This is a genomic window from Sphingorhabdus sp. Alg239-R122, assembly GCF_900537065.1.
Lineage (GTDB): Bacteria > Pseudomonadota > Alphaproteobacteria > Sphingomonadales > Sphingomonadaceae > Alg239-R122.
This window is the reverse complement of record NZ_UNRC01000002.1, coordinates 70,342-92,384: the sequence shown is the minus strand read 5'-3', so window position 1 is coordinate 92,384 and position 22,043 is coordinate 70,342. Positions and strand designations below refer to the sequence as shown.

Below are 22,043 nucleotides of genomic sequence, written 5' to 3'. Positions count from 1 at the left end.
GACTCTTAATCGCTTGTTTAAACTGTTTGCACAGCTTTGTGAACGGGAAATGGAGAGAAAACTGCGGCTTCACCGATGCCGTAGCGTCACTCTGTGCGCAGTGCCTCTATCGGCGATAGACGCGAAGCGCGCACGGCGGGCCAACCGCCAAAAACCAACCCTACAAGCGCCGAGAAAATAATCGCACCAATCGAAACACCCAGCCCGATCGGCACCGGAAAATCGGCATAGGCAGTGAGCACCCGCCCGGCGGCAATGGCGAGCAACAACCCCATCGCGCCGCCAATTACGCACAGCACTGCCGCCTCAACCAGAAACTGGTTACGGATATCGCTTTTCTTTGCTCCAAGCGCCATGCGCAGGCCAATTTCCCGCGTCCGCTCAGTCACTGACACTAGCATGATATTCATTATCCCAATCCCGCCGACCAGCAGCGATATCGATGCAATCGCCACCAGCACTGTCTGGAATATACCGGTGACCTGTCCGGTTTCCTCGATAAATTCCTCAGTTGTGCGGATGGTGAATGGATTGCCGTCACGCCCACGCACCTTGTACCGGTCCCGCAAAAGGTCAGTCATTTCGCGCTTGGCTGTCGATAGTTGCACCCCATCCTGAAACCCGACAAACAGGATATGCAGGTCATCGGGGCCTGCCAGTGTATCGCCCACAAACCGTTGCCGCACTGTGCTCAGCGGCATAATTGCAATATCGTCATTGTCATTGCCAAAACTCGAACCTTTTGATTCCAGAACCCCTATTACCTTGAACGGGATGCGGTTGATGCGCAGGCTTTCACCAACAGGATTATAGTCACCAAACATACTTTCGGCCGTACTGGTACCAAGCACGACAACGCGCGCCGCCGTGCGCACATCCGCGTCAGTGATAAACCGGCCCTGCTCTGCCGCAACGTTCGACACACGGCCATAAGCGGGTGTGGCCCCAATTGCACTGGTAGAGGTGCTATTGCCCGAAGCCACAAGAGTAATACTTACACGCAGCTGCGGCGCGATATCGGTTACACCGTCAATTTCGCGTTCGATAGCACGCGCATCGCGGGTTGTGAGGCGGCCACGCTCAAAACTGCGGCGTCCTCCCTCACCATCAGGCTGCGGGAATACCAGCGCCATGTTTGACCCTAGTGAATTGATCGATTCAAGCACTGATACCTGTGCGCCAGAACCTACGCCCACCGCCAGCGTCACCGCAAACACGCCAATCATCACACCCAGGGTGGTGAGAATCGAACGCATCAGATTGGTGCGCAGCGCGGTCATCGCGATCGAGATGTTGACCAGCCAAGCGGAGAGGCGCGAGGACAGGCTGCGCTTCATGCCGGCACCTCCTGCCCTTCTTCCTGCGCTTTGGCAAAGCGGCGGTTTGTGACAGGCGCGTCCTCAATTACTTTGCCATCGCGAAACATGATTTTGCGCTTGGCATGATCGGCAATTTCATCTTCATGCGTCACCACGATCACTGTAATGCCATCATCGTTGAGCTGCTGGAAAATCTGCATGATGTCTTCGGATGTACGTGTATCGAGCGCGCCGGTCGGCTCGTCGGCAAGCAACATCAGCGGCTCGGTCACGAGCGCGCGGGCAATGGCCACACGCTGCTGCTGCCCGCCCGAAAGTTTCGCCGGCGAATTGACCAGCCGGTCACCCAGCCCCATGGCGATCAGTTTCTGCGTCGCAAGGTCACGCCGTTCTTCCCCGCTCTTGCCTGCATAGATAAGCGGCACGGCAACATTGTCGACCGCCGTCGTGCGGGCCAGCAGGTTGAACTGCTGAAACACAAAACCGATCTTGCGGTTACGAAGATCCGCCAGGTCATCGCCGCTCATATCACTAGTGGGTATGCCATCAATTTCCACGTTGCCTGATGTCGGCACATCAAGACAGCCAATCATGTTCATGAAGGTCGACTTGCCCGACCCACTCGCACCCATGATCGCGACAAATTCACCATTGTCGATGGTCAGCGATACCCCGTCCACAGCATGGATTGTCTCACCGCCCAGTTCATAGGTTTTGACAAGATTGGTCGTTGCGACCAGCGGATGGGACATCAGTCATCCTCTCCGCGGTCATTATCCTCGCTGCCATCAAGATTACGGGTACGCAGCAATATTTTCTGTCCCGGCTTCAGCCCATTGGTGATTTCCACATAGTCCTCACCTTCCAGTCCGGTCTGGACTTCCACTTCTTCGGGCCGGTATGGATCGTCGGTGGTAAGCCAGACAGTAGTTTTGTCATTATCGCCGCTTTTGCTCTTCGCCTCATCACCTTCTTCCGGCCGGTCTTCCTGCTTGGGCCGGAAACGTGTCGCGGCCACGGGGACACGCGTGGCATCTTTTTTACGACCAGTGATGATCTCGACATTAGCGGTCATGCCTGTGAGCAATTTGCCGCCAATATTGTCGACATCAAGAATTACCAGATAGCTGACTGCATTTTGTGCTTCAGTTGCCGATTTGCGGATCTGCTGTACCTTGGCGGCGAATTTCTCGTCCGGGAAACTGTCCACGGTGAATGTCACCGCCTGACCGATTTCGACCTGGCCGATATCGGCTTCATCGACTGAAGCTTCGACCTGCATCTTGCTGGTGTCGGCAGCGATTTCAAACAAGTTGGGTGTCTGGAAACCTGCAGTCACAGTCGAGCCGGGCTCTACCAGTTTATTAATCACCACTCCACTGGTGGGCGCAAGTATGCGCGTACGGCTGAGGTCAAGCTGCGCCGAAGAAAGTTCGGCAGCGCTCTGTGCAATCTGCGCACGCGCCGACTGAGCCTGTGCCTGTCCAGTCGCTAGTGATGCCTTTGCCGTTGCAAGCAGGTTTTGTGCCTGATCAAGTTGTGTCTTGGACACAAAACCCTTTTCAGCCAGTTCCTTTCGTCGTGCGAAATCCCGGCTTTGCACTTCGACATCGGTACGGGCGCGGGCAATGGCCGCTTCGGCTTGAGCCAGTGAAGCTCGCGCCAACTGCACCTGTGCCTGCGCCTGCGTTACCCGGGCACGCAGCCGCGTGTCATCAATCTGCGCCAGCGGCTGGCCCTGCGTGACCGGCGAGTTATAATCGACATAAACCGCCGTGACTTGCCCCGACACTTCAGAACCTACGTTGATCGTGTTGAGCGCACGCAGTTTGCCGCTGGCTGAAATGCCCCGGGTCACATCACCTTTTGATACTGCCTCAACTTCATATTCATAAGATGGTGGCGACGGTACAAGGACATTGTAAAGCACCAGTGCCAATATCAACGCGCCAATGCCGGAAATCACGGGATGACGTTTTACCCAACCAACGAATTTACGCATGATGATGGCCCCTGTTTGCAAGTCAGGGGACCATAATCACTTTTTGCCCATGCTGTCGATGGTTTAGGCCAAACTGTCAGACAGGCGTGCGATATATTTATGCAGCAGGCGCGCTTTCGGCAATAAACTGCTGCAGCTTTGCCATGGCCGGCACAGCGTTGCCACGCAGGCGATTGAGGATATCCATCTTCTCGGTATCATTCGGATCAACTTTGGATACCATCTTGCTGAATCCGTCGAGCCGGTTTTCAAGCATCCAAGCCTGGATTTCCTTGTCCTGCCCCCAGTTATACTGGTTCATCATCATGGCGGCGGTCATACGCATATAATCATAGGTGCTGTTGGGCAGCGGCACGACTGTGCACAGCCGGTTCTTTTCCGCTTCATCGCGGCTTGACGCTTCGACATGCGCAATCAGCGAGGCACTGAAAACCGGCTGGTAAGCACGCACCGTCTGCGGTGTAATGGTGTTGCCATTGAACACGGGGATCATGTCGGCGCGCGTGATCGCGCTCGCCGAACAATCGACATGCAGGTGATTTGTGCTGGTCGGGATTTCGCCTTCGGCAAGCACAATGCGGTCGGTCTCGATGGCCGAGACGCGGCCCATACGCACAATGTTTTTCACGCGGCGCAGCTCTTCAATTTCCATCTCGCTCACTGTCGCGGCGTGGAACATTTTCGGGCGCACGTCAGTGTCGATACGCAGGAAATAACCCGATTCTTCCAGACGGTCGAACATATCATCCATGTTTTCCGCATTCGCGATCGATTCAAACTGGGCCGCCTGTGCACCCATGGTGTTTTCGAAAAACGCCATCGAAGGCTGGGTATTCGCACGGTTGATGAGCCAGGCATCGCGCGGCATGATCCAGGTGATTTTATCGGGATCAATCCCGGTTTCCAGCATCCACAAAACGGCATCAATCCCGGTCTTGCCCCCACCGACAACGACATAGCCTTCGGGCGCCTCTGTCACTTTGGGCAGGTCATTGAGCGGAATAAAAGGCACGCCATCTGCAATGGTAAAGCCTGGTGTATGTGTCGAGGGCACAGAGGTGTTGAGGAAAGTGCAGTCGACCAGTTTATCATAGTCAACTTCAAATGCCTCACCGCTCAGCTTTGAAGTGAACCTGCCTTCGCCCTCATAGTTACACATCGGAAAATACTGCACGCGGCCCGTCGGCAGGAACTGGTGGCGCATCACATCGTCAAAATAGGCGCTGACTTCCTGCCCCGTGGCCAGGTCATTCAGGCCTTTATTCAAGCCCACCTCATCAACCCGGCCCTTGCTCAACTCTTTTGAACTAACACCGTAAAACTGTGACGGCTGATGCAGGGTCACGAACGGATAAGCGACATTCCAGTGCCCGCCCGGTTTCGCATAACGGTCAACAATGATGATATTGGCATCGGTTTCGGTGAGTAGAGTATCGGCAAAAGCCATACCGACAGCGCCGCTGCCAACAATCAGGTAGTCAGTTTTGAGTTTCGTGGTCATGGGGGCGTTCCTAAAATAAATACGAATCGAATATAACGGTGTTATACGGCGTTATATAACGCTGTTATATTTTGTCAAGGCATGCTAAAATCGGATCATGGTGCATGATTCACAGACGACTGATTTGCAGGGCGACACGAAAACCAGGATATTGGATGCAGCTTCCGCACTGTTCCTTGAGGGCGGGCTGCCTGCATTGTCAGTGCGCGCCATTGCCAGGCGCGCGGGCATGTCCACTATCGGCATCTACAGCCATTTTCAGGGCAAGCAGGGTGTGCTTGACGCTTTATATATAGAGGGGTTTGAGAAAGTGTCCGCGGCCATGGACATCGACCTTTCGGAACATGGCCCCCGTGAAGCGATCATGCTGGGCATGAAACGCTATATAGACCTGGCGGAGAAATATGACGCGCATTACCGGCTTATCTTCGGGGAGGCTGATCCAGACTATGAACCTTCCCCAGAAGCGCGGCGCGCCGGTGTAGAAGCTTTTGCCCGGCTTATAGCGCTGACATCATCGGCACTGCCCAAAGATGCGACGCTTGCGGAAAAACAGGAGTTCGCGCTTACCTTATGGGCAACGCTGCACGGCTTTGTGCGGCTGCGTGGCAATGCTGTATCACAGCTGGTCGAAATACAGGATTGGCGTCCCATGATCCTGGATGCAGCCGGGCGACAGATTGATGCTGCGCTGGAACTTTAGAGCTGTCCGGCTGGCTTTGCAGGCCGTGCTACAGACTCACGTTTCACAATGTGGTGCTTCAAAAAAACCGGATCAGACGTATCGCCATGACGGAACATTTGATTGGAAAGCAGGCCAACGGCTTCCGATACAAGTTCAGCAATAGGCTGATTCACCGTTGTAAGTGACGGGCTGATGACCGCAGCGACTTGCGTATTGTCAAACCCCACAACGGACATGTCACCAGGCACATGTATATTACGGCGATAGGCAGCGGCAATGACTGCTGCCGCCATATCATCGTTACTCGCAAAAATCGCACTTGGCCGCTCGGGCAGGTCGAGCAGTTTCTCTGCGGCCACAAGCCCTGAGCTCCATGAAAAATGGCCTTGTTCCACCAGCTCTGCAGATAACTGAATGTCCGCATTTTTCATCGCCTGCACATATCCGCTATAGCGCTTTTCCGATACATTATGTTCTGGATGTCCCTTGATAAACGCAATTCTGCGATGACCCATGCCGATAAGATATTCGGTCATTTCCCTTGCGGCGGCTTCATCGTCCATATTGACGGAAGCTCCTCGCGATGATTGCGGGTCATCCGGTGCAATCAGCACATAGGGAATTTCCCTATCCTGCAACAACTTGATGACTGCAGGATTGTCGCATAATGGCGGCGTGACGACCACGCCAACCGGCGATGTATTGTCAATCATGGAAGCGATGCCGGAAACATCATTGCATTCTTCCATGATGAGATGTGCGCCGGTTTCATGGCATCTCCTGAGCGCGCCCAGGTGCATACTCTCAACATAGCTGCGGCTGGGATTGGCGACCAGCAGAGCAATGATCTGCGGCCCGCCCACACGCAGGCTTCGCGCAGCACCGTTAACAGAGTAATTTAACCGCTGTGCAGACTCCAAGACGAGCCTGCGGGTCTCGTCCCGGACATTCCCTTCGCCATTCAGAACGCGCGATACCGTTTTAAAGGATACGCCCGCATCCTTCGCCACATCAACCATTGTTGTACGCGATTTACCAGGCACTTTGCCCGATTCAGTGACAATGCTGTTCAATCGGAAACCTTTCGCGCATCTTCTGGGCGCACTCACAAAACCGTATCATAATTGCCACAGCAAATGCGGTCAGACAAGGTTGTCAGCACTGTTAGGAGAAAAATGGAGTGGCACATAGGCAAATATCACCGATTGGAGGCCCGAGCCGGAATCGAACCGGCGTACACGGATTTGCAATCCGCTGCGTCACCACTCCGCCATCGGGCCGCCGACCGCGCAATTGCTAGGCTTTCATCATTTTGTCAAGGTATCTTTATCGTTATTGCCATTTTATGGCACAATCCCGCCAGGTTATGGTTCATATAAAAGGGCGTATTCAGCTGTGCTGAGTGGCGCCTGCATAGAAATGGCTGCATTTGGTCGATATTCGGCTATAGCATCTTGGCGGCGCGCATATGAAGCGGTAAGGATATCCCAAATCGCTTGACTGTATTGTGTTTATAATACAGTATGGCGCCTAAGACAATTTTTGCAGTGAGATAAAAATTTTCATGGTTTCCACTACTTCCGATACCCCCCAGCCTGAAGTTCAGAATGATTTTGCGTCCATGCGCCGCGTGATGGTGGAAAGCCAATTGCGCCCCAGCGACGTGAATGACCCCGTCGTCATTAGCGCCATGGCGGTTACTCCGCGCGAAGATTTCGTGCCGGAAAGCCGCAAGCAGACCGCTTATATGGACCGCGCAGTTCCGCTTGGTGCAGGCGGGCGCGTTCTGAATCCACCGCTTGCCACCGGCCTTATGCTGGATCGCGCGCAGCTTCGCCATGATGACCATGTGCTGGTCATAGGATCGGCAACCGGCTATCTTGCCGCCTTGCTTGCCCCGCTTGTGGCATCGGTTGTGGCCCTGGAAGAAGATGCATCATTTGCGGGTGATGCAGCATCGCAGCTAAGCAATTTCGGGAATATTGCACCTGCAAGTGGCGACCTGGTTAAAGGGCACGGCCGCAAAGGGCCCTATTCCCTGATAATTATCGATGGCGCGGTTGAACAGCTGCCAGATACTATTATCAAACAACTGGACGAAAATGGCAGATTGCTGACCGGACTGGTCGAAAATGGCGTCACACGCATAGCCATGGGCCGCAAAAGAAACGGTACATTTGGACTTACACCATTTGCCGATTCAGACATTATGACACTGCCGCAATTTATTGCACCTAAAAGTTATAAGTTTTAGAGGCTTATCTTAAGGGTACGCACTTTTCAGCCGAGGGAAGCAGAATGGCGAAACGCAAATCACAATACCGCAAATGGATGGCAGGAGCTGCAATTGCCGCGCTCGCTTTCCCTATGCAGGTACAGGCGGATACCTTGCGTGAAGCGCTAGTCAATGCCTATCTGACAAACCCGACACTGGCCGCAGCGCGGGCACAGCAGCGCGCCACCGATGAAACCGTGCCCATCGCCAAGGCGGACGGACGGCCCAATGTCACCAACCAGACGAACTATACCGAATTCCTAAAGCAAAGCCGGACCAGCTTTACATCTCCGGAACGGCAACTGACATCAGGCGTGCAACTTAGCGTGCCCGTATATTCTGGCGGTTCCGTGCGCAATAATGTGCGTGCCGCAAAGGAACGCGTACAGGCTGGCCAGGCAAATCTGCGCGGCACGGAATCTGCATTGTTCAGCAATGTGGTCGCAGCCTATATGGATGTCATCCGCGATCAGGCGGTCGTCAGCCTGAACGCGCAGAATGTGCGCGTATTGGAAACCAATCTGCAGGCTACAAGCGACCGGTTTGAGATTGGCGACCTGACCCGCACTGACATAGCGCAATCGGATTCACGGCTTGCCATCGCACGCAGCGATTTGCAGAGCGCCGCCGCCAACCTGATCCGTAGCAAGGAAGTATATATCCAGCTGGTTGGCAATCCTCCTGGCGGACTGGAAGCACCGCCGCCCCTGCCCAATCTACCCGGTTCACCCGATGCAGCCGTAACCATTGCACTGGAAAGCAATCCAGACCTTATCGCAGCAAGGGAAGATATTGAAGCCAGCCGCTATGACATACGTTCTGCAAATGGAACCAAGCTGCCCCGTGTCAGTGTATTTGCCAATGGCGGTTATTCCAATTTCCTCAAAAGCCTGCAAAATGTAGGTCCTGATGGCATTCCGAACACAAATGACGATTTTGGCCAGTCATTTGCACAGACAACTGCCGATGCTGGGGTCCGGCTTACTGTCCCACTTTATCAGGGCGGCTTGCCTAGCGCGCGGGTGCGCCAGTCACAGGCCCGTTACAGTGCCGCATTGGAGCAGGCCATTGCAGTCGAACGCAATGTCGTCGCACAGACCCGTGCAGCCTATTCCAGCTGGCGCGCATCCCTGCAGGTTATTGAATCCTCACAACAGGCAGTTGAAGCCAGCGCTTTATCGCTGGAAGGTGTACGCGCCGAAAACAGCGTGGGCAACCGCACCATATTGGATATCCTCAACGCGGAGCAGGAATTGCTGAGGGCGCAGGTTCAGTTGGTGACAGCCCGCCGCAATGCCTATGTCGCCGGATTTACCCTGCTGGCCGCCATGGGCCGCGCCGAAGCACGTGATCTGGGCCTGGATGGCGGCGTGCTTTATGATCCGCAGGACAATTACGATCGTGTCGATGGGAAATGGAATGACTGGAGCCGTGACCCACTGCCTGAACCTGTATCCACACGCACCGTTGACACGCCCGCACAAACCGCGACAATGGGTCCTGTAGACGAATAACTATTCCCCGAGGATAAAGTACATGGCAGAACGCGGTTCGGAACCAAGCGTTGAGGAAATTCTGGCTTCCATCAAAAAAGTGATTGCGGAAGATAACCGTGCGGCGGTCACTGGCCGCGGTAAAGACGGCATTGCACCGGTCGCAACCAGCATGAGTGATAGCGAATATATCGAAGCCGATGAAGACGACGTGCTGGAACTGACCGATGATTTCGCACCTGTTGCAGAAGATGCCATGGTTAGCGATCCGAAACGTGACGCGATGCGCGAATCACTGGAGGCGCTGTCCACATTCTCCCGCCCGCAACCTGCCTCTGCGTCCGCGCAGTCGGGTGAATCTTCGCTGGAAGCCATGGTCAGGGATATGCTGCGCCCCATGCTGGCACAGTGGCTGGATGACAACCTGCCGCAGATTGTCGAGAATATGGTGGCACGCGAAATCAGCAGGATTACCCGCAAAAGCTAGTAATGGGGGCCGATAATACTTGTCCTGACGCGCATTTGTGCGGTAGCAGTTTCATATGAAACATATCCTGAAAGCGAGTATGTGCGCCCTCGCCATTGCCAGCGCACCTTTCACCCTTTCCGCGCAAGCGGCCGCCCGGCCCATGACCGAAATGGACCTTGCCACCATGAAGCGCCTCGGCGCGCCTACAGTTTCGGCGGACGGTAAATGGGCAGCCTATCAGGTCACCTCTACAGATGCCGACAGTTTTGATCGTTCGACACGGCTATACCTGCTCAAGCTCGATTCCAAAAACGCACAGCCCATACCGGTCGCCGACCATGATGGCGCAGACGAACATAGCCCTAGCTTCGCACCTGATGGCAACGCGCTTTATTATCTTTCCGACCGTTCGGGTTCGGAGCAGCTATGGCACGTTCCGCTTTCCGCAGATGGCAGCGCAGGCACGCCTGTCCAGACAAGCGATCTGAAAACCGATATTGTCGGCTATCATATTGCCCCCAATGGCGCGCGCGTAGCCATATGGAGCGATATTGCGAAAAACTGCCCGACATTCGGCTGTGACGACGATGGCAACACCGCTGACAACGGCCTTGGCACAGGCCGGGAATATGACGAACTGTTCGTGCGCCACTGGTCCAGCTGGGAAAAGCCGGGTAATTACAGCCGTATTTTCATGTTCGAAATGGCAGATGGCAAAATCACTGGCACCGGCAAGGCAGCGGACGGCGAATTTGTGGGCGATAGTCCATCCAAGCCTTTTGGCGGCGGTGAAGAAGTCGTCTGGGCACCTGACAGCACAGGCATTGGTTATACCATGCGCATTGCCGATGGCGATGAACCCAAATCCACCAATCTCGACATATATGGCGCGTCGTTTCATTCGGATCAGGTTGTTAACCTGACCCCTGACAACAAAGCGACCGATACGCTTCCCGCCATTTCACCCGATGGTAAATATTTGGCATGGGCCGCGATGGAGCGTCCCGGATATGAAAGCGACAAGCTGGTCGTTATGCTGCGCGAACTCAAAACCCCGCAGCAAAACGAACGCGCATTGACAAAAGACTGGGACCGCTCTGTCGGTTCAATCGCCTGGGCGCCCGATGGCAAAAGCCTGATTGTCACCGCGCAGGATGTGCTTGACCATCCGGCTTTCCGCGTCGATGTGGCAAGCGGTAAAATCACCCGGCTGACCGGCGCAGGCAATGTGCACAGCGTGACACCGCTGGCGGATGGCTCAATCATCTATGCGAAGAATAGCCTGCAGGCGCCCAATGACCTGTACCGCCGTGATGCGAATGGCAAGGTGACACAGCTTACCCGTGTCAATGCGGATGTGCTGTCCGAAATTGATCCCATTGTTGTTGACCGCTTCTCTTTCGCAGGCGCGAATGGCGATACGGTCTGGGGCCAGATCATCAAACCCACTGGCGCAGCGCGCGGTGACGCCGACCAGCTTCCCGTCGCATTCCTGGTCCATGGTGGACCGCAGGGGTCGTTTGGTAATAGCTGGTCGTTCCGCTGGAACCCCAAAGTCATGGCCAGTCAAGGTTATGCCGCTGTCACCGTCGATTTCCACGGATCCGTTGGTTACGGGCAGGAATTTACCGACTCGATCAACAAGGACTGGGGCGGCAAGCCGCTTACTGACCTGAAACTCGGCCTGGCTGCGGCAGGCAAAAAGGACGGTTCGCTCGACACCAAAAATGCCTGCGCACTCGGCGCGTCCTATGGCGGCTATATGATGAACTGGATTGCCGGAAACTGGAACGATGGCTTTAAATGTATCGTCAACCATGCCGGGATTTTCGACCTGCGTTCCTTTGCCTATTCGACCGAGGAACTATGGTTCGACCAATGGGATCATGGCGGTCCGTGGTGGAGCCGCGCCGATGCCGAAAAATGGAACCCGGCAAACCATGTCGAAAACTGGCAGACACCGATGCTGGTCATCCATGGCGAGAAAGACTTCCGCATTCCCTATACCCAGTCGCTGATGCCATTCACCGCGCTGCAGGAAAAGGGCATTGATTCAAAACTGCTCATCTATCCCGACGAAAACCACTGGATCAACAAGCCAAAAAACAGCATCCAGTGGCACCGCAATGTATTCGGTTGGCTGGACAAGCATATCGGTGAGGGAGCAGAATAAACGCCCTTTATATTTTGCAGGTACATGACCAGGCAAAACCTACCATATCGGTTTAACTTCCCTTAGCTTCGCGCCCAGGAGCCCTTGTTTTGCGCCAAAGCCCGTCAATCCTGTTGGATTTGGCGCCTGCCGGGTGTTGGATAGCCGGAAGCATTCGCGAAGTGAATAGCTGCTAGTCCAGGCAACCTCTCATTCCCGGCTTGAATAAGCCTGCGCACACTGGCAAAGGCAGAGCATGACACTTGAAAAGAATTTCAGCCCCGCTGCGATTGAAACCCGCTGGTACAGCCATTGGGAAGAAAAGGGCCTGTTCCGCCCCGCCCGCGATGATGCCGAGCCGTTCACCATTGTGAACCCGCCGCCCAATGTGACGGGCAGCCTGCATATCGGCCATGCGCTCGACAATACGCTCCAAGACATCATCATCCGCCACGAACGGATGAAGGGTAAGGATGCCCTGTGGGTGGTCGGTACCGATCATGCGGGCATCGCCACGCAGATGGTGGTTGAGCGGCAATTAAATGCCAAACAGCAAAAACGCACCGATTTCACCCGCGATGAATTCGTGTCGAAAGTCTGGGAATGGAAAGAGGAAAGCGGCGGCACGATCACCGGCCAGCTGCGCCGTTTGGGCTGTTCAATGGACTGGTCGAACGAACGTTTCACCATGGACGAAGGCTTTACGCGGGCAGTGACTAAAGTGTTTGTCGATCTCTACAATAAAGGCCTGCTCTACCGCGACAAGCGGCTCGTCAACTGGGATCCGGGCCTGAAAACCGCGATTTCCGATCTTGAAGTGGAAACGGTCGAGAAAAACGGTAAGTTCTGGCACTTCAAATATCCGTTGGGGGATGGCAGTGGTTCGATTTCGGTTGCCACCACGCGGCCCGAAACCATGCTGGCCGATATGGCAGTCGCGGTGCACCCGTCTGACGAACGCTATGCCGATATGGTTGGCAAGATGGTCAAGCTCCCGATCACAGGCCGCCTGGTGCCGATTGTCACTGACGAACATGCTGACCCTGAGTTGGGGTCAGGCGCGGTGAAAATCACACCGGGTCATGATTTCAACGATTTTGAGGTGGGCAAACGCGCAGGATTTGCGCCTGCCGAGATGCTCAACATGCTCGATGCCGAGGCCAAGGTGTGCCAGACCAGTGATGGCCTGATCCCCGAAGATTATCTGGCGATGGACCGTTTCGACGCGCGCAAAAAGGTTGTGGCAGCGATTGAAGCAGAAGGCCTGCTCGAAAATATCGAAGACCGCGTCATCCAGACACCCTATGGCGACCGCTCTAACGAGGTTATCGAGCCATGGCTAACCGACCAATGGTATGTCGATGCCGAAACGCTGGCCCAGCCCGCGATCGAAGCCGTGAAATCAGGCAAGATCGAGATTGTCCCGAAAAGCTGGGAGAAGACCTATTTCAACTGGATGGAAAATATCCAGCCATGGTGCGTCTCACGGCAGCTTTGGTGGGGACACCGGATACCGGCCTGGTTTGATACCGATGGCAAAGTCTATGTCGCCGAAGACGAAACGGCGGCGCAGGCGCTGGCCGGTGAAGGCGTAACGCTTACCCGCGATGAGGACGTACTCGATACATGGTTCTCCTCCGCGCTCTGGCCGTTTGCGACCATAGGCTGGCCGGAAGAAACGACCGACCTGAAACGCCATTATCCGGGTGACCTGCTGATTTCAGGCTTTGATATCCTGTTTTTCTGGGATGCGCGCATGGCGATGCAGGGCATTGAATTCATGGGTGATGTGCCGTGGCACCGGCTCTACCTGCACGGGCTGGTGCGCGCCGATGATGGCAGCAAGATGTCGAAATCGAAAGGCAATGTGGTCGATCCGCTGGGCCTGATCGACGAATATGGCGCCGATGCACTGCGGTTCTTTATGGCGGCAATGGAAAGCCAGGGCCGCGACATTAAAATGGATAAAAAACGCGTCGAGGGATATCGCAATTTTGCCACCAAGCTGTGGAATGCTGCGCGTTTCTGTGAAGCGAACGGTATTGGCGCGAGCGATACGCTGAAAGCGCCCGAAGCGAGCCTGCCTGTCAACCGCTGGATTATTTCCGAAGTGGTGGAAACACTGGAAACGCTGGACAAGGCGCTCACCGACCTGCGTTTCGATGCGGCGGCGAACACCATATATCACTTTGTCTGGGACCGGTTCTGCGACTGGTATCTGGAGCTTATCAAGCCCGAAATGCAGGGCGACAATGCCGATGAAACACGCAAGGTTGCGGGCTGGGTGCTCGACCAGATTATTGTCATGCTGCACCCCTTTATGCCGTTTATCACCGAGGAATTATGGCACTCCATGGCGGCGGACAAAGGCGGGCGGACTTATGACCTGATCGTCGCCAAATGGCCCGACCCGCGCGCGAATGTGGATGCAGAAGCGAAGGCGGAGATCGACTGGATCATCAAGCTGGTGAGCGGAGTACGCGCCGCCAAGGTTGAGCTCAATATTCCGCCCGGCGCGAAAATGACCGCGCATGTGCGCGATGGTGATACGGACCTGATGGCGCGTATCGAACGGCAGAAAGCCGCGCTCGACCGTGTGGGCCGCCTAGAACATGTGACTGCGGATAAAGCCCCCGATGGTGCAGCGGCGCAGATCGTGGTGGACGGCGCGACATATGTGCTGCCCCTTGAAGGCGTGATTGACATTGCCGCCGAAAAGGCACGGCTGAATAAAGCGATGGAAGGCGTGATGAAAGAGGCGAAATCACTCGAGGGCCGCCTCAGCAACGCCAACTTCGTCGAACGCGCCAAGCCCGAAGCGGTGGAAAAAGCGCGCGCAGACCATGCCGATAAAACCGCCGAGGCAGAGCGGTTGCAGGCCGCACTGGCGCGGCTGGGTTAAGGGAAAAGGCGGACGATGCCCAAACTCCGCCTGGCCACCACCGCTCCGGGAAAACCGGAAATATTCCATTCACTGCAAGGCGAAGGATATAGCACAGGCCAACCGTCAGTGTTTGTACGGCTGTCGGGGTGCAACCTGCACTGCACATGGTGCGACACTGCCTATACATGGAATTTTAACGGCACCGACTTTGACCATCGTGACGGACGGAAATATGATCGTGGCGACAACAGCCTGGCCATGGAGATTGCCGATGTGGCAGAGGCCATCCGCGCTTTTGACTGCCCGCGCATTATCTTTACCGGCGGCGAACCGTTGCTGCAACAGGGCGTGCTGGCACAGCTATGCGCCCTGCTTGGCGATGCATATCACATTGAAATAGAAACCAATGGCAGTGTGGAACTGCTCGCTGCTTTTGACGCGCACGTGGACCAGATAAATATCTCCCCCAAGCTCGCCCATTCGGGCAATGGGGAAGACGAGCGCATCAATGCATTGGCACTAACCGCCTATGCCGCTGACCCGCGCAGCTGGTTCAAGTTCGTAATCGCTGCGCCAGAAGACATGGAAGAGGTAAATGCGCTGCAAAAACGGTTCAATGTCCCGGTCGCGCGCATTTTCCTGATGCCAGAAGGCGTGACGTCCGAAGAGCTGCGAACAAAGGAAAAATGGCTTGCCCAACTTGCCCTGCAAAACGGCTATGCCATGACCGACCGGCTGCATATCCACCTCTACGGGGATACGCGCGGAACGTAATTGCATCTCGCCCAAACGGTATTCAATGGCAAAGCCGTAAAAATTGGAGATTGTAGTGAGCTGCGAGAAGCCAGCCGCGGGGAGTGCTAAAAGCACTTCCAAGGCGCAGCGACGTAGCAGATCGCTGCAATCTCCAGTTTTTATCGGCCCTGGTTACGCCAGCGGTGGACTACCCGTCCTATCATCTCTTCCTCACCGCCCTGTTCCTGCCAAAGCTCACTGAAGCTCGGGTCTTCTGATGCAGGCCGGCGATGTTCTTCCAGATTGTCGAACGACACGCGGATCGGGATCGACACACCCTCACCGCAGATAATGCATTCGCGGTTGCGCAGCGCCGGTATCGAATCGAGGAAGCCGCGCGCGCCTTCGGGCATGGCGGCTTTCACAAATGCCTGGTCGCGGTCGTTGTTGAGGCGCATGGCGATGATCGTACCGCATTGCGACAGCACGCCCTCGGCAAGGTCGGACGGACGCTGGGTTATCAGGCCCAGTGAGATACCATATTTACGGCCCTCCTTGGCAATCCGGCTCAGGATATCGCGCACCACGCTGTCACCGCCCTTGTCATCTGAAGGAATGTAGCGGTGCGCCTCTTCGCATACGAACAGGATCGGGCGCTGCGGCTCGTTGCGCGCCCAGATGGCGTAATCGAACACCAGCCGGCTGAGCACCGCAACCACAGTCGCGGTAATGTCAGACGGCATTGATGACACGTCGATTATCGAAATCGGTTTGCCTTCGGATGGCAGGCGGAAGATCTTGGCTATGAAATTGGCCATGGTGTCACCCACCAGCATGCCGGAGAACATGAAGGAATAGCGTGGATCGGCTTTCAGTTCCTCAATCTTGGTCTTGAGCCGCATATAAGGCGCACTGGATGAGCTTTTGTCGAGTTTGCCCATTTCAGTCTGGATCTCGTTGAGAAGGTCGGACAGCAAATAGGGCACCGGCGAATCCACGGTCAGCTTGCCGATTGATTCGGCCAGCCGGTTCTTGGCCCGCGCCCTCAGCAGGCATTTAGCCAGAATATCGCTGTCTGTCTGATTGTCTGCACCTGATGATTTCACAAACACCTCACAATGTTCGGCAAAGTTCATCAACCAATAGGGCAACGACAGGTTGTTGGCATCATAGAGCGCGCCATTGCCTTTGAACGCCGCACTATATTCCCCGTGCGGGTCGACCATCACAATATGCCCTTCGGGGGCAAGGTCGCATATCCGGTGCAGGATCAGCGCCGCACTGGTCGATTTACCTGTACCCGTCGAACCCAGAAGCGCAAAGTGCTTGCCCAGCATCGCATCGACATAAAGCGCACCGCGAATATCGCTGGTGGGATACACCGTGCCGATTTCAACATTGGCACGCGCATCGGCGGCATATATCTGTTTCAGATCTTCACTGCTGGCCGCATAGACAGGTGAGCCTGGAACCGGGTACCGCGTCACGCCGCGGCGGAAATTATAGATACGACCTGTCAGGACTTCCTCATCACCTTCGCCCAGAAAGTCGATGCTGGCAATAATGAGACCGCCCTGGCGCGGATGCATCTGCTGGGTACGCACATTCGCAAGCACGGAGCGCTCGCCCAGCTTGATCTTGATCTGGCTACCCACTTGCCCCGCCATGGCGATGCTGGGATCGGGATCATCCAAAAGTCCCTCCAGCCGCTCCACATCAATGACGATTTTTGAACCGGCACCTGATATTTCGATGATTTCGCCAATCTCATATTGCGCGAGCGCATTCTGGCTGGCCGCCGCGACAGCTGTCACATCCTGCTCTGGCGCGGGCTGGCGCCCGTCAAAATCCTGTTGGCGAATATCCATGTCCTGGCCCCTATCTGCTCTTTCTGGCTGCGCATAATCTTGCATCCAGATCTCATAGCCAAATAGGGTAAATAAAGGCTTTAAACGGTTCTCAAAGGCTTAAAACACCTTTAATCGCGGCGGAAAAAATTTCCTGCTGCCCAGCCAAAGAGCAGGGATATGGTGACGGCGGCCAGGCCGTAGATGAATGACATATCTTCCGCCATCCATGCCAGAAACCCTTCAAAACCAAATTTGCGGATTTCCACCTCGCGCACCGCCGCAGCAAGCACCCGGGCATCCTGAATAAGGAAAGTTTCAGCGGTATAGGTCCCCACTGGTACGCTGGAAGGTATCTGGATACGTGCCTGATACAGTACGGATTCACTGATCGTCACACTATTGCCGCTCTCACCATACAGCCCGCCACGTGATTTCAGGTCAACCAGCCCCGCCGTGAACCGCCTTTGCTCCTCCGGGTCAATCGACCCTGCCGGGGAAAGCTGCAGATAATCCAGCCCAAGCTCATATATGGCAGCGGTCTTGTCATCGACTATGTCTGCGATTGGCCGCGAAGAGGCAACGGCAAAATATCCCGGGGCCGATCTGAATTCCGTGCTTTCCGCATTGACCCAGATTCCGGCAATCTGTTGTTTTTCGCGCACTATTATGGGTTGTACCGGGCCTTTTAGCACCACCACAATGTCCGTTTGCTTGCCCGAAGATGAACCTGGGGCTACCAGCGCGCCAAACAACAACAGCTCCGCCCCGGTAAAACCATACTGAATGTTGATTTCACGCTGTGACACCTCAGGCACCAGTGTCGGTTCCTGCGCGGCGGCCAGGCCCGGCATGCTGGCAAAGGCCAGAAAGGTGAGCAGGATATGATGCCAGCGCCGCATTGTTACTGCACCGTCACCGTATAAATTTCATCTGGCTGCCAACCAAGGCCGATGGCCAACCGCAACGCGACAATCAAAACCAGAGCGGCCAGTAGCAGGCGCAGATATTCAGGTTTTAGCCTTTGCGCAAAACGCGCACCCAGTTGCGCCCCGACAACACTGCCCAATAACAACAGAACGGCCAGCACAATATCCACGGCTTTGGTCGTCATGCTATGCACCATGGTCGAAGCTATCGTGACAAACAGTATCTGGAACAGCGATGTGCCCACCACCACCTGTGCGCCCATGCCCAGCAGGTAAAGCATGGCCGGCACCATCACGAAACCTCCGCCCACGCCGAGCAGGATTGTCAGGATGCCCGTTACAAAACCAAGTATAAGCGGTGCGAGCGGGGAAATATAAAGGCCCGAGCGGTAAAAACGCCACCGCATCGGCATGTTGGCCACCAGCGGATGGTGACGGCGCTTCTTTGCTTTCAGCTGCCGCCCGGTCCGCATCGCAATTACCGTACGGATGCTTTCATTCGCCATCATACCGCCAATGCTGCCCAGCATCAGCACGTATAAAATATTGATAACCGTATCGATCTGCCCAAGCCGTTGCAGCAGGCTGAATAGCATGGCCCCGAATACTGTGCCCAGCAGGCCGCCAACGACCAGCACCGCGCCCATATGGTAATCAACCCCCTTGCGGCGCGTGTAAGCAATAACGCCGGAAACGCTGGCACCTGTCACCTGGGTCGAGGCGGATGCAGCCGCCACCGTAGGGGGAATGCCGTAAAAGATCAGCAATGGTGTTGTCAGGAAACCGCCGCCCACGCCAAACATGCCCGACAGGAAACCGACCAGCCCGCCCAGCCCGATAATGACCAGCGCATTGACCGACATATTGGCTATGGGGAGGTAAACGTCCATATGGGCTGCTGTATCCTGTTTTGCAGCCAAGCAAAAGCTCGCGCAGCACGATTGGCGATAATAATTTGCGCGCGCCGTAACTACCGCGGCAAAAACCGCCCCTTTATCGCATTAGAAGTTATCGCGTTAGAAATCGGTGGCGAGTGTGAGTGCCACTCCTGAACCTGGCTGCGCGTTTCCGGAAATGCGCCGCCGCCAGTCAAGCGATAGCTTTGCACGGCCCCTCGCGACAGGAAAGCGCACTGAAGCACGCGGACCGATATCCAGCCGGACTGTATTGTCCCGCGCACCGGTGGCATTTTTTTCGCCTGTCTGTCCGCCCGACCATAATCCCGCGCCCATTGAGACGTCGGCCTTGCCCTGACGGGCAATTTTCCGCTCCGCCACCATCTGCAGATCAAAAAACAGCTGCGTATCTTTTACGCCCACCGCTCCTGCCTGTGCATATATATCTGCGGAAAAGCGCGCAGGCAGATTCACTGGCGGGATCTGCGTAACAGCATAGGCGGCAGGGCGCGTTCGCGCGTTCTTGCCAAGCCCAAACCTTTGCTCCGCCGCCAATGCTGCCGGAATAGCAGGCAATGGCCGTACCACAGCGCCCAGCGCGACATCCGCATCACCAAAGCCAGGCCTGCCACCATCTGGCAGGGAGCTGGCAAGACGGGCATAAAGATGGACCGGCCTTTTGCTTTGCGGGTTGGGCGTATAACGGCCCGTCACGCCGAATTGGCTTCCGCCATATTGCCCCTGCCCTACGCTTAGTGCCTGGCCGCCCTGTCGGACAAAAGCCCAGCCCTGCAAAGACCATCTGCCAGGCCGCGATGTTGATATGGCTGGTGCAGGCAGGAAAGACGGCTGCTGCAATCCGGTTTCCAGATGCCGCCATTTATCAGATCGCATATTTTGCGCGCCTGCGGCAAATGCACGTTGGAAACCCTGTCCGCTCATATAACCGGAACTGCGCATATATAGCAGGTGATGCTGCGCCATGATGGCTGGATCAATACCCCTTCCGTGTGGCTTGGGCGTAGAAGTATAGTGCTGGGAAATATAACGCCGGTCATGATTTTCGGTTGTGCTGGTGTTATGCAAATAGCCGCGTATGGCATATGGTACTCCACCAACCTGAACCGCATTTTCTGCTATATCAGTTTCTGCCATGGCGGCGGCCGGCGAAGGTATATGCGCGGCATAGGGGTTTTGCATTACCACATCCTGACCCGGCAGATAGGCAATGATCCGCGCCAGTATCCAGACACATGCCACAATGCCCAGAAAAATAATGGGTTGACCCCGCATATCCCGGTTTCTCACTGTCATTCAGGCATTCCTGGCTTGATAATATGCTGCGTTTTCTCCCAGCGCAGCCTTATGCCTTTCAGGTCGCGGATATATCCGGCCAGCGCGCGGCGGGCCGCCATGATGCTGATAATATTGGCCACCCCCACGCGTGGTACTGAAAGCAATCCTTCACGCCAGCCATATTGCGCCGTGGTAAAGCCAAACCGGAAACATAGCCGCCATAAAAGCAACCCCGCATTGCAAAGCAATATAAGCGACAACGGCGCGCCAATGGGAACCGGGTCATAAATACCCGCCCATTTGCCTATGGTGGTAACTGCAAGAAACAGCATGGCAAGATATGCCGCGCACAGCACCAATGCGGCCAGCACGGCGCGGCGGTCGCGCAGGCGCATCCATTTTTCCGCCCAGTTACCACGCCACCCCATGCGTTCCCAACCCAACAGGGCAATGCCCGCCATCCATCGACTCTTCTGCCGTGCAGCCTCACCAATGTCAGAGGGAAAAAATTCCGATGTTGCCACAAGAGTGCCCTCACTGCCGCGTTCACGTACAAAAACACCTGATCCGCCCATATCCTTGATCCTGAGACCCAGTTCGTAATCTTCGGTCAGGCTATCCGCATCAAATGGCTGGGCCGCCCTGCCGCTGCGCCAGTTCTGTTGCGCCACGGCGACAATGGCATCGCGCGAAAATGCGCACCCCACACCGGCAGCAGGCAGTCCGGCCGATACGGCGGCGCGCACAACCATGGACTTGCCATGCGCCTCGGCAAATTCATCGCAATAATGTCCTGATACCCAACGCGAGTGCGGGTTGACGAATGGAACCACGGGTAACTGCACAAAATCATGGTTTTGCAGATAGCGTGCGAAAACACGCAGTGCATCTTTATGAACCACGTCTTCGGCATCCTGTAATATGATGGCACGCACCGAAGCATCTCCGCCCGCTTCATCCATGCACATTTGCTGCCATATGGCATTCAGGCAATCGGCTTTGGACGTCGGCCCATTGCGGTCATTAATGACAAGCCGGATACGCGGATCCTGAAATGCCGCATAGCAAACGGTGTCGATCGTATCCCCATCATTCGGATAACACCCGACATAGATGCGAATATCATCATGCGGCCATGCCTTGCGGCAATGATGTAGCATATGGCCAATCACATCCGCCTCTTGCCAGGCGGGAATGAAAATTGCGAAGCCGCCCGTGTCAATATGAGTGTCAATATGATCGGGGACAGGTTTTGTTTCGCGTGCCCGCCTCGAAAGCCAATGCCAGAACCCTTTTGCCTTCCGGCCAAGCCAGATCAGGTCCACTGCGATATCGTCCAATGCGCCGATCAGGAACCAGAGCGCGGCAAAAAGCAGGAGCTCATGCCCCAGGACATCGGTCCAACTGAAGAAATCGCCTAAAACCTGCCTGCCCCCTCAAGATAGGTTTGATATTCCTACATTAAACTTATGTAATCCTCCACTTCAAAATGGTCGGTTATGGATTATTCGGCGCTAACCGGAAAACGACGCATAAAATTTTGGAAAAAGCGTCTATTTC

The 22,043-nt window shown here is 55.4% G+C and carries 16 protein-coding genes, 1 tRNA gene and 1 pseudogene; 7 read left to right on the top strand and 11 right to left on the bottom strand.

What is annotated here, in order from left to right; translation table 11 throughout:
* Nucleotides 1-86: 86 nt before the first annotated feature.
* From G6Q15_RS02380 to G6Q15_RS02365, 4 genes are all read right to left on the bottom strand, one after another.
* Nucleotides 87-1,337, bottom strand: a complete 1,251-nt coding sequence (locus tag G6Q15_RS02380) for an ABC transporter permease (protein ID WP_164115282.1) — start codon at nucleotides 1,335-1,337, stop codon at nucleotides 87-89.
* Entirely contained in the window at nucleotides 1,334-2,071 is a 738-nt protein-coding gene (locus G6Q15_RS02375; protein WP_164115280.1) for an ABC transporter ATP-binding protein, read from the bottom strand. Before G6Q15_RS02375 ends, G6Q15_RS02380 begins: the two co-directional genes overlap by 4 nt.
* On the bottom strand, nucleotides 2,071-3,321 hold the full coding sequence (locus G6Q15_RS02370; RefSeq protein ID WP_164115278.1) for an efflux RND transporter periplasmic adaptor subunit: 1,251 nt from the start codon (nucleotides 3,319-3,321) through the stop codon (nucleotides 2,071-2,073). The genes G6Q15_RS02375 and G6Q15_RS02370 overlap by 1 nt, the downstream gene beginning before the upstream one ends.
* Nucleotides 3,322-3,418: 97 nt before the next feature.
* Nucleotides 3,419-4,822 carry an NAD(P)/FAD-dependent oxidoreductase gene (locus G6Q15_RS02365; protein WP_164115276.1) on the bottom strand — a complete coding sequence of 468 codons (1,404 nt, stop codon included), beginning with the start codon at nucleotides 4,820-4,822 and terminating at the stop codon, nucleotides 3,419-3,421.
* Between the two features lie 97 nt (nucleotides 4,823-4,919).
* On the opposite strand from G6Q15_RS02365, the gene G6Q15_RS02360 reads away from it, so the two are divergent.
* The gene (locus G6Q15_RS02360) at nucleotides 4,920-5,525 is read left to right on the top strand and encodes a TetR/AcrR family transcriptional regulator (protein ID WP_164115274.1); all 606 of its coding nucleotides are present in this window, start codon (nucleotides 4,920-4,922) and stop codon (nucleotides 5,523-5,525) included.
* Here the strand turns inward: G6Q15_RS02360 and G6Q15_RS02355 are convergent.
* Nucleotides 5,522-6,580 carry a LacI family DNA-binding transcriptional regulator gene (locus G6Q15_RS02355; protein WP_164115272.1) on the bottom strand — a complete coding sequence of 353 codons (1,059 nt, stop codon included), beginning with the start codon at nucleotides 6,578-6,580 and terminating at the stop codon, nucleotides 5,522-5,524. The genes G6Q15_RS02360 and G6Q15_RS02355 overlap by 4 nt on opposite strands.
* Before the next feature lie 133 nt (nucleotides 6,581-6,713).
* Nucleotides 6,714-6,787 (bottom strand) — tRNA-Cys (locus G6Q15_RS02350).
* Between the two features lie 284 nt (nucleotides 6,788-7,071).
* Here G6Q15_RS02350 and G6Q15_RS02345 point away from each other — a divergent pair.
* The 6 genes from G6Q15_RS02345 to G6Q15_RS02320 all read left to right on the top strand — a co-directional run bounded on the left by G6Q15_RS02345 (nucleotide 7,072) and on the right by G6Q15_RS02320 (nucleotide 15,554).
* Nucleotides 7,072-7,761, top strand: coding sequence for a protein-L-isoaspartate O-methyltransferase (locus tag G6Q15_RS02345; RefSeq protein WP_240330707.1), 690 nt, complete (start codon nucleotides 7,072-7,074; stop codon nucleotides 7,759-7,761).
* Nucleotides 7,762-7,838: 77 nt separating this feature from the next.
* Nucleotides 7,839-9,296, top strand: a complete 1,458-nt coding sequence (locus tag G6Q15_RS02340; protein WP_164115821.1) for a TolC family outer membrane protein — start codon at nucleotides 7,839-7,841, stop codon at nucleotides 9,294-9,296.
* A gap of 22 nt (nucleotides 9,297-9,318) precedes the next feature.
* Nucleotides 9,319-9,762 (top strand): DUF2497 domain-containing protein, encoded by a 444-nt coding sequence (locus tag G6Q15_RS02335; protein WP_164115271.1) that lies wholly within the window; start codon nucleotides 9,319-9,321, stop codon nucleotides 9,760-9,762.
* A 55-nt stretch (nucleotides 9,763-9,817) separates the two neighbouring features.
* On the top strand, nucleotides 9,818-11,917 hold the full coding sequence (locus G6Q15_RS02330) for a S9 family peptidase (protein ID WP_164115269.1): 2,100 nt from the start codon (nucleotides 9,818-9,820) through the stop codon (nucleotides 11,915-11,917).
* A gap of 235 nt (nucleotides 11,918-12,152) precedes the next feature.
* Nucleotides 12,153-14,798: a valine--tRNA ligase gene (locus G6Q15_RS02325; RefSeq protein WP_164115266.1), complete on the top strand. Its 2,646-nt coding sequence runs from the start codon at nucleotides 12,153-12,155 to the stop codon at nucleotides 14,796-14,798.
* A gap of 15 nt (nucleotides 14,799-14,813) precedes the next feature.
* Complete coding sequence (locus G6Q15_RS02320; RefSeq protein ID WP_164115265.1) at nucleotides 14,814-15,554, top strand: 7-carboxy-7-deazaguanine synthase QueE; 741 nt, start codon at nucleotides 14,814-14,816, stop codon at nucleotides 15,552-15,554.
* A 140-nt stretch (nucleotides 15,555-15,694) separates the two neighbouring features.
* Here G6Q15_RS02320 and G6Q15_RS02315 read toward each other — a convergent pair whose 3' ends face one another.
* From G6Q15_RS02315 to G6Q15_RS02295, 5 genes and pseudogenes are all read right to left on the bottom strand, one after another.
* Nucleotides 15,695-17,383, bottom strand: coding sequence for a DUF87 domain-containing protein (locus G6Q15_RS02315; RefSeq protein WP_164115263.1), 1,689 nt, complete (start codon nucleotides 17,381-17,383; stop codon nucleotides 15,695-15,697).
* A 110-nt stretch (nucleotides 17,384-17,493) separates the two neighbouring features.
* Nucleotides 17,494-18,216, bottom strand: a complete 723-nt coding sequence (locus tag G6Q15_RS02310; protein ID WP_240330736.1) for a TIGR02186 family protein — start codon at nucleotides 18,214-18,216, stop codon at nucleotides 17,494-17,496.
* 50 nt (nucleotides 18,217-18,266) lie between these two features.
* Nucleotides 18,267-19,181 (bottom strand): sulfite exporter TauE/SafE family protein, encoded by a 915-nt coding sequence (locus tag G6Q15_RS02305; RefSeq protein WP_164115259.1) that lies wholly within the window; start codon nucleotides 19,179-19,181, stop codon nucleotides 18,267-18,269.
* Between the two features lie 126 nt (nucleotides 19,182-19,307).
* On the bottom strand, nucleotides 19,308-20,501 hold the full coding sequence (locus tag G6Q15_RS02300) for a hypothetical protein (protein ID WP_164115257.1): 1,194 nt from the start codon (nucleotides 20,499-20,501) through the stop codon (nucleotides 19,308-19,310).
* Nucleotides 20,498-21,883, bottom strand: a pseudogene (locus G6Q15_RS02295) (glycosyl transferase family protein); the annotation flags it as partial. The pseudogene G6Q15_RS02295 and the gene G6Q15_RS02300, both read right to left, overlap by 4 nt.
* Between the last annotated feature and the right edge of the window lie 160 nt (nucleotides 21,884-22,043).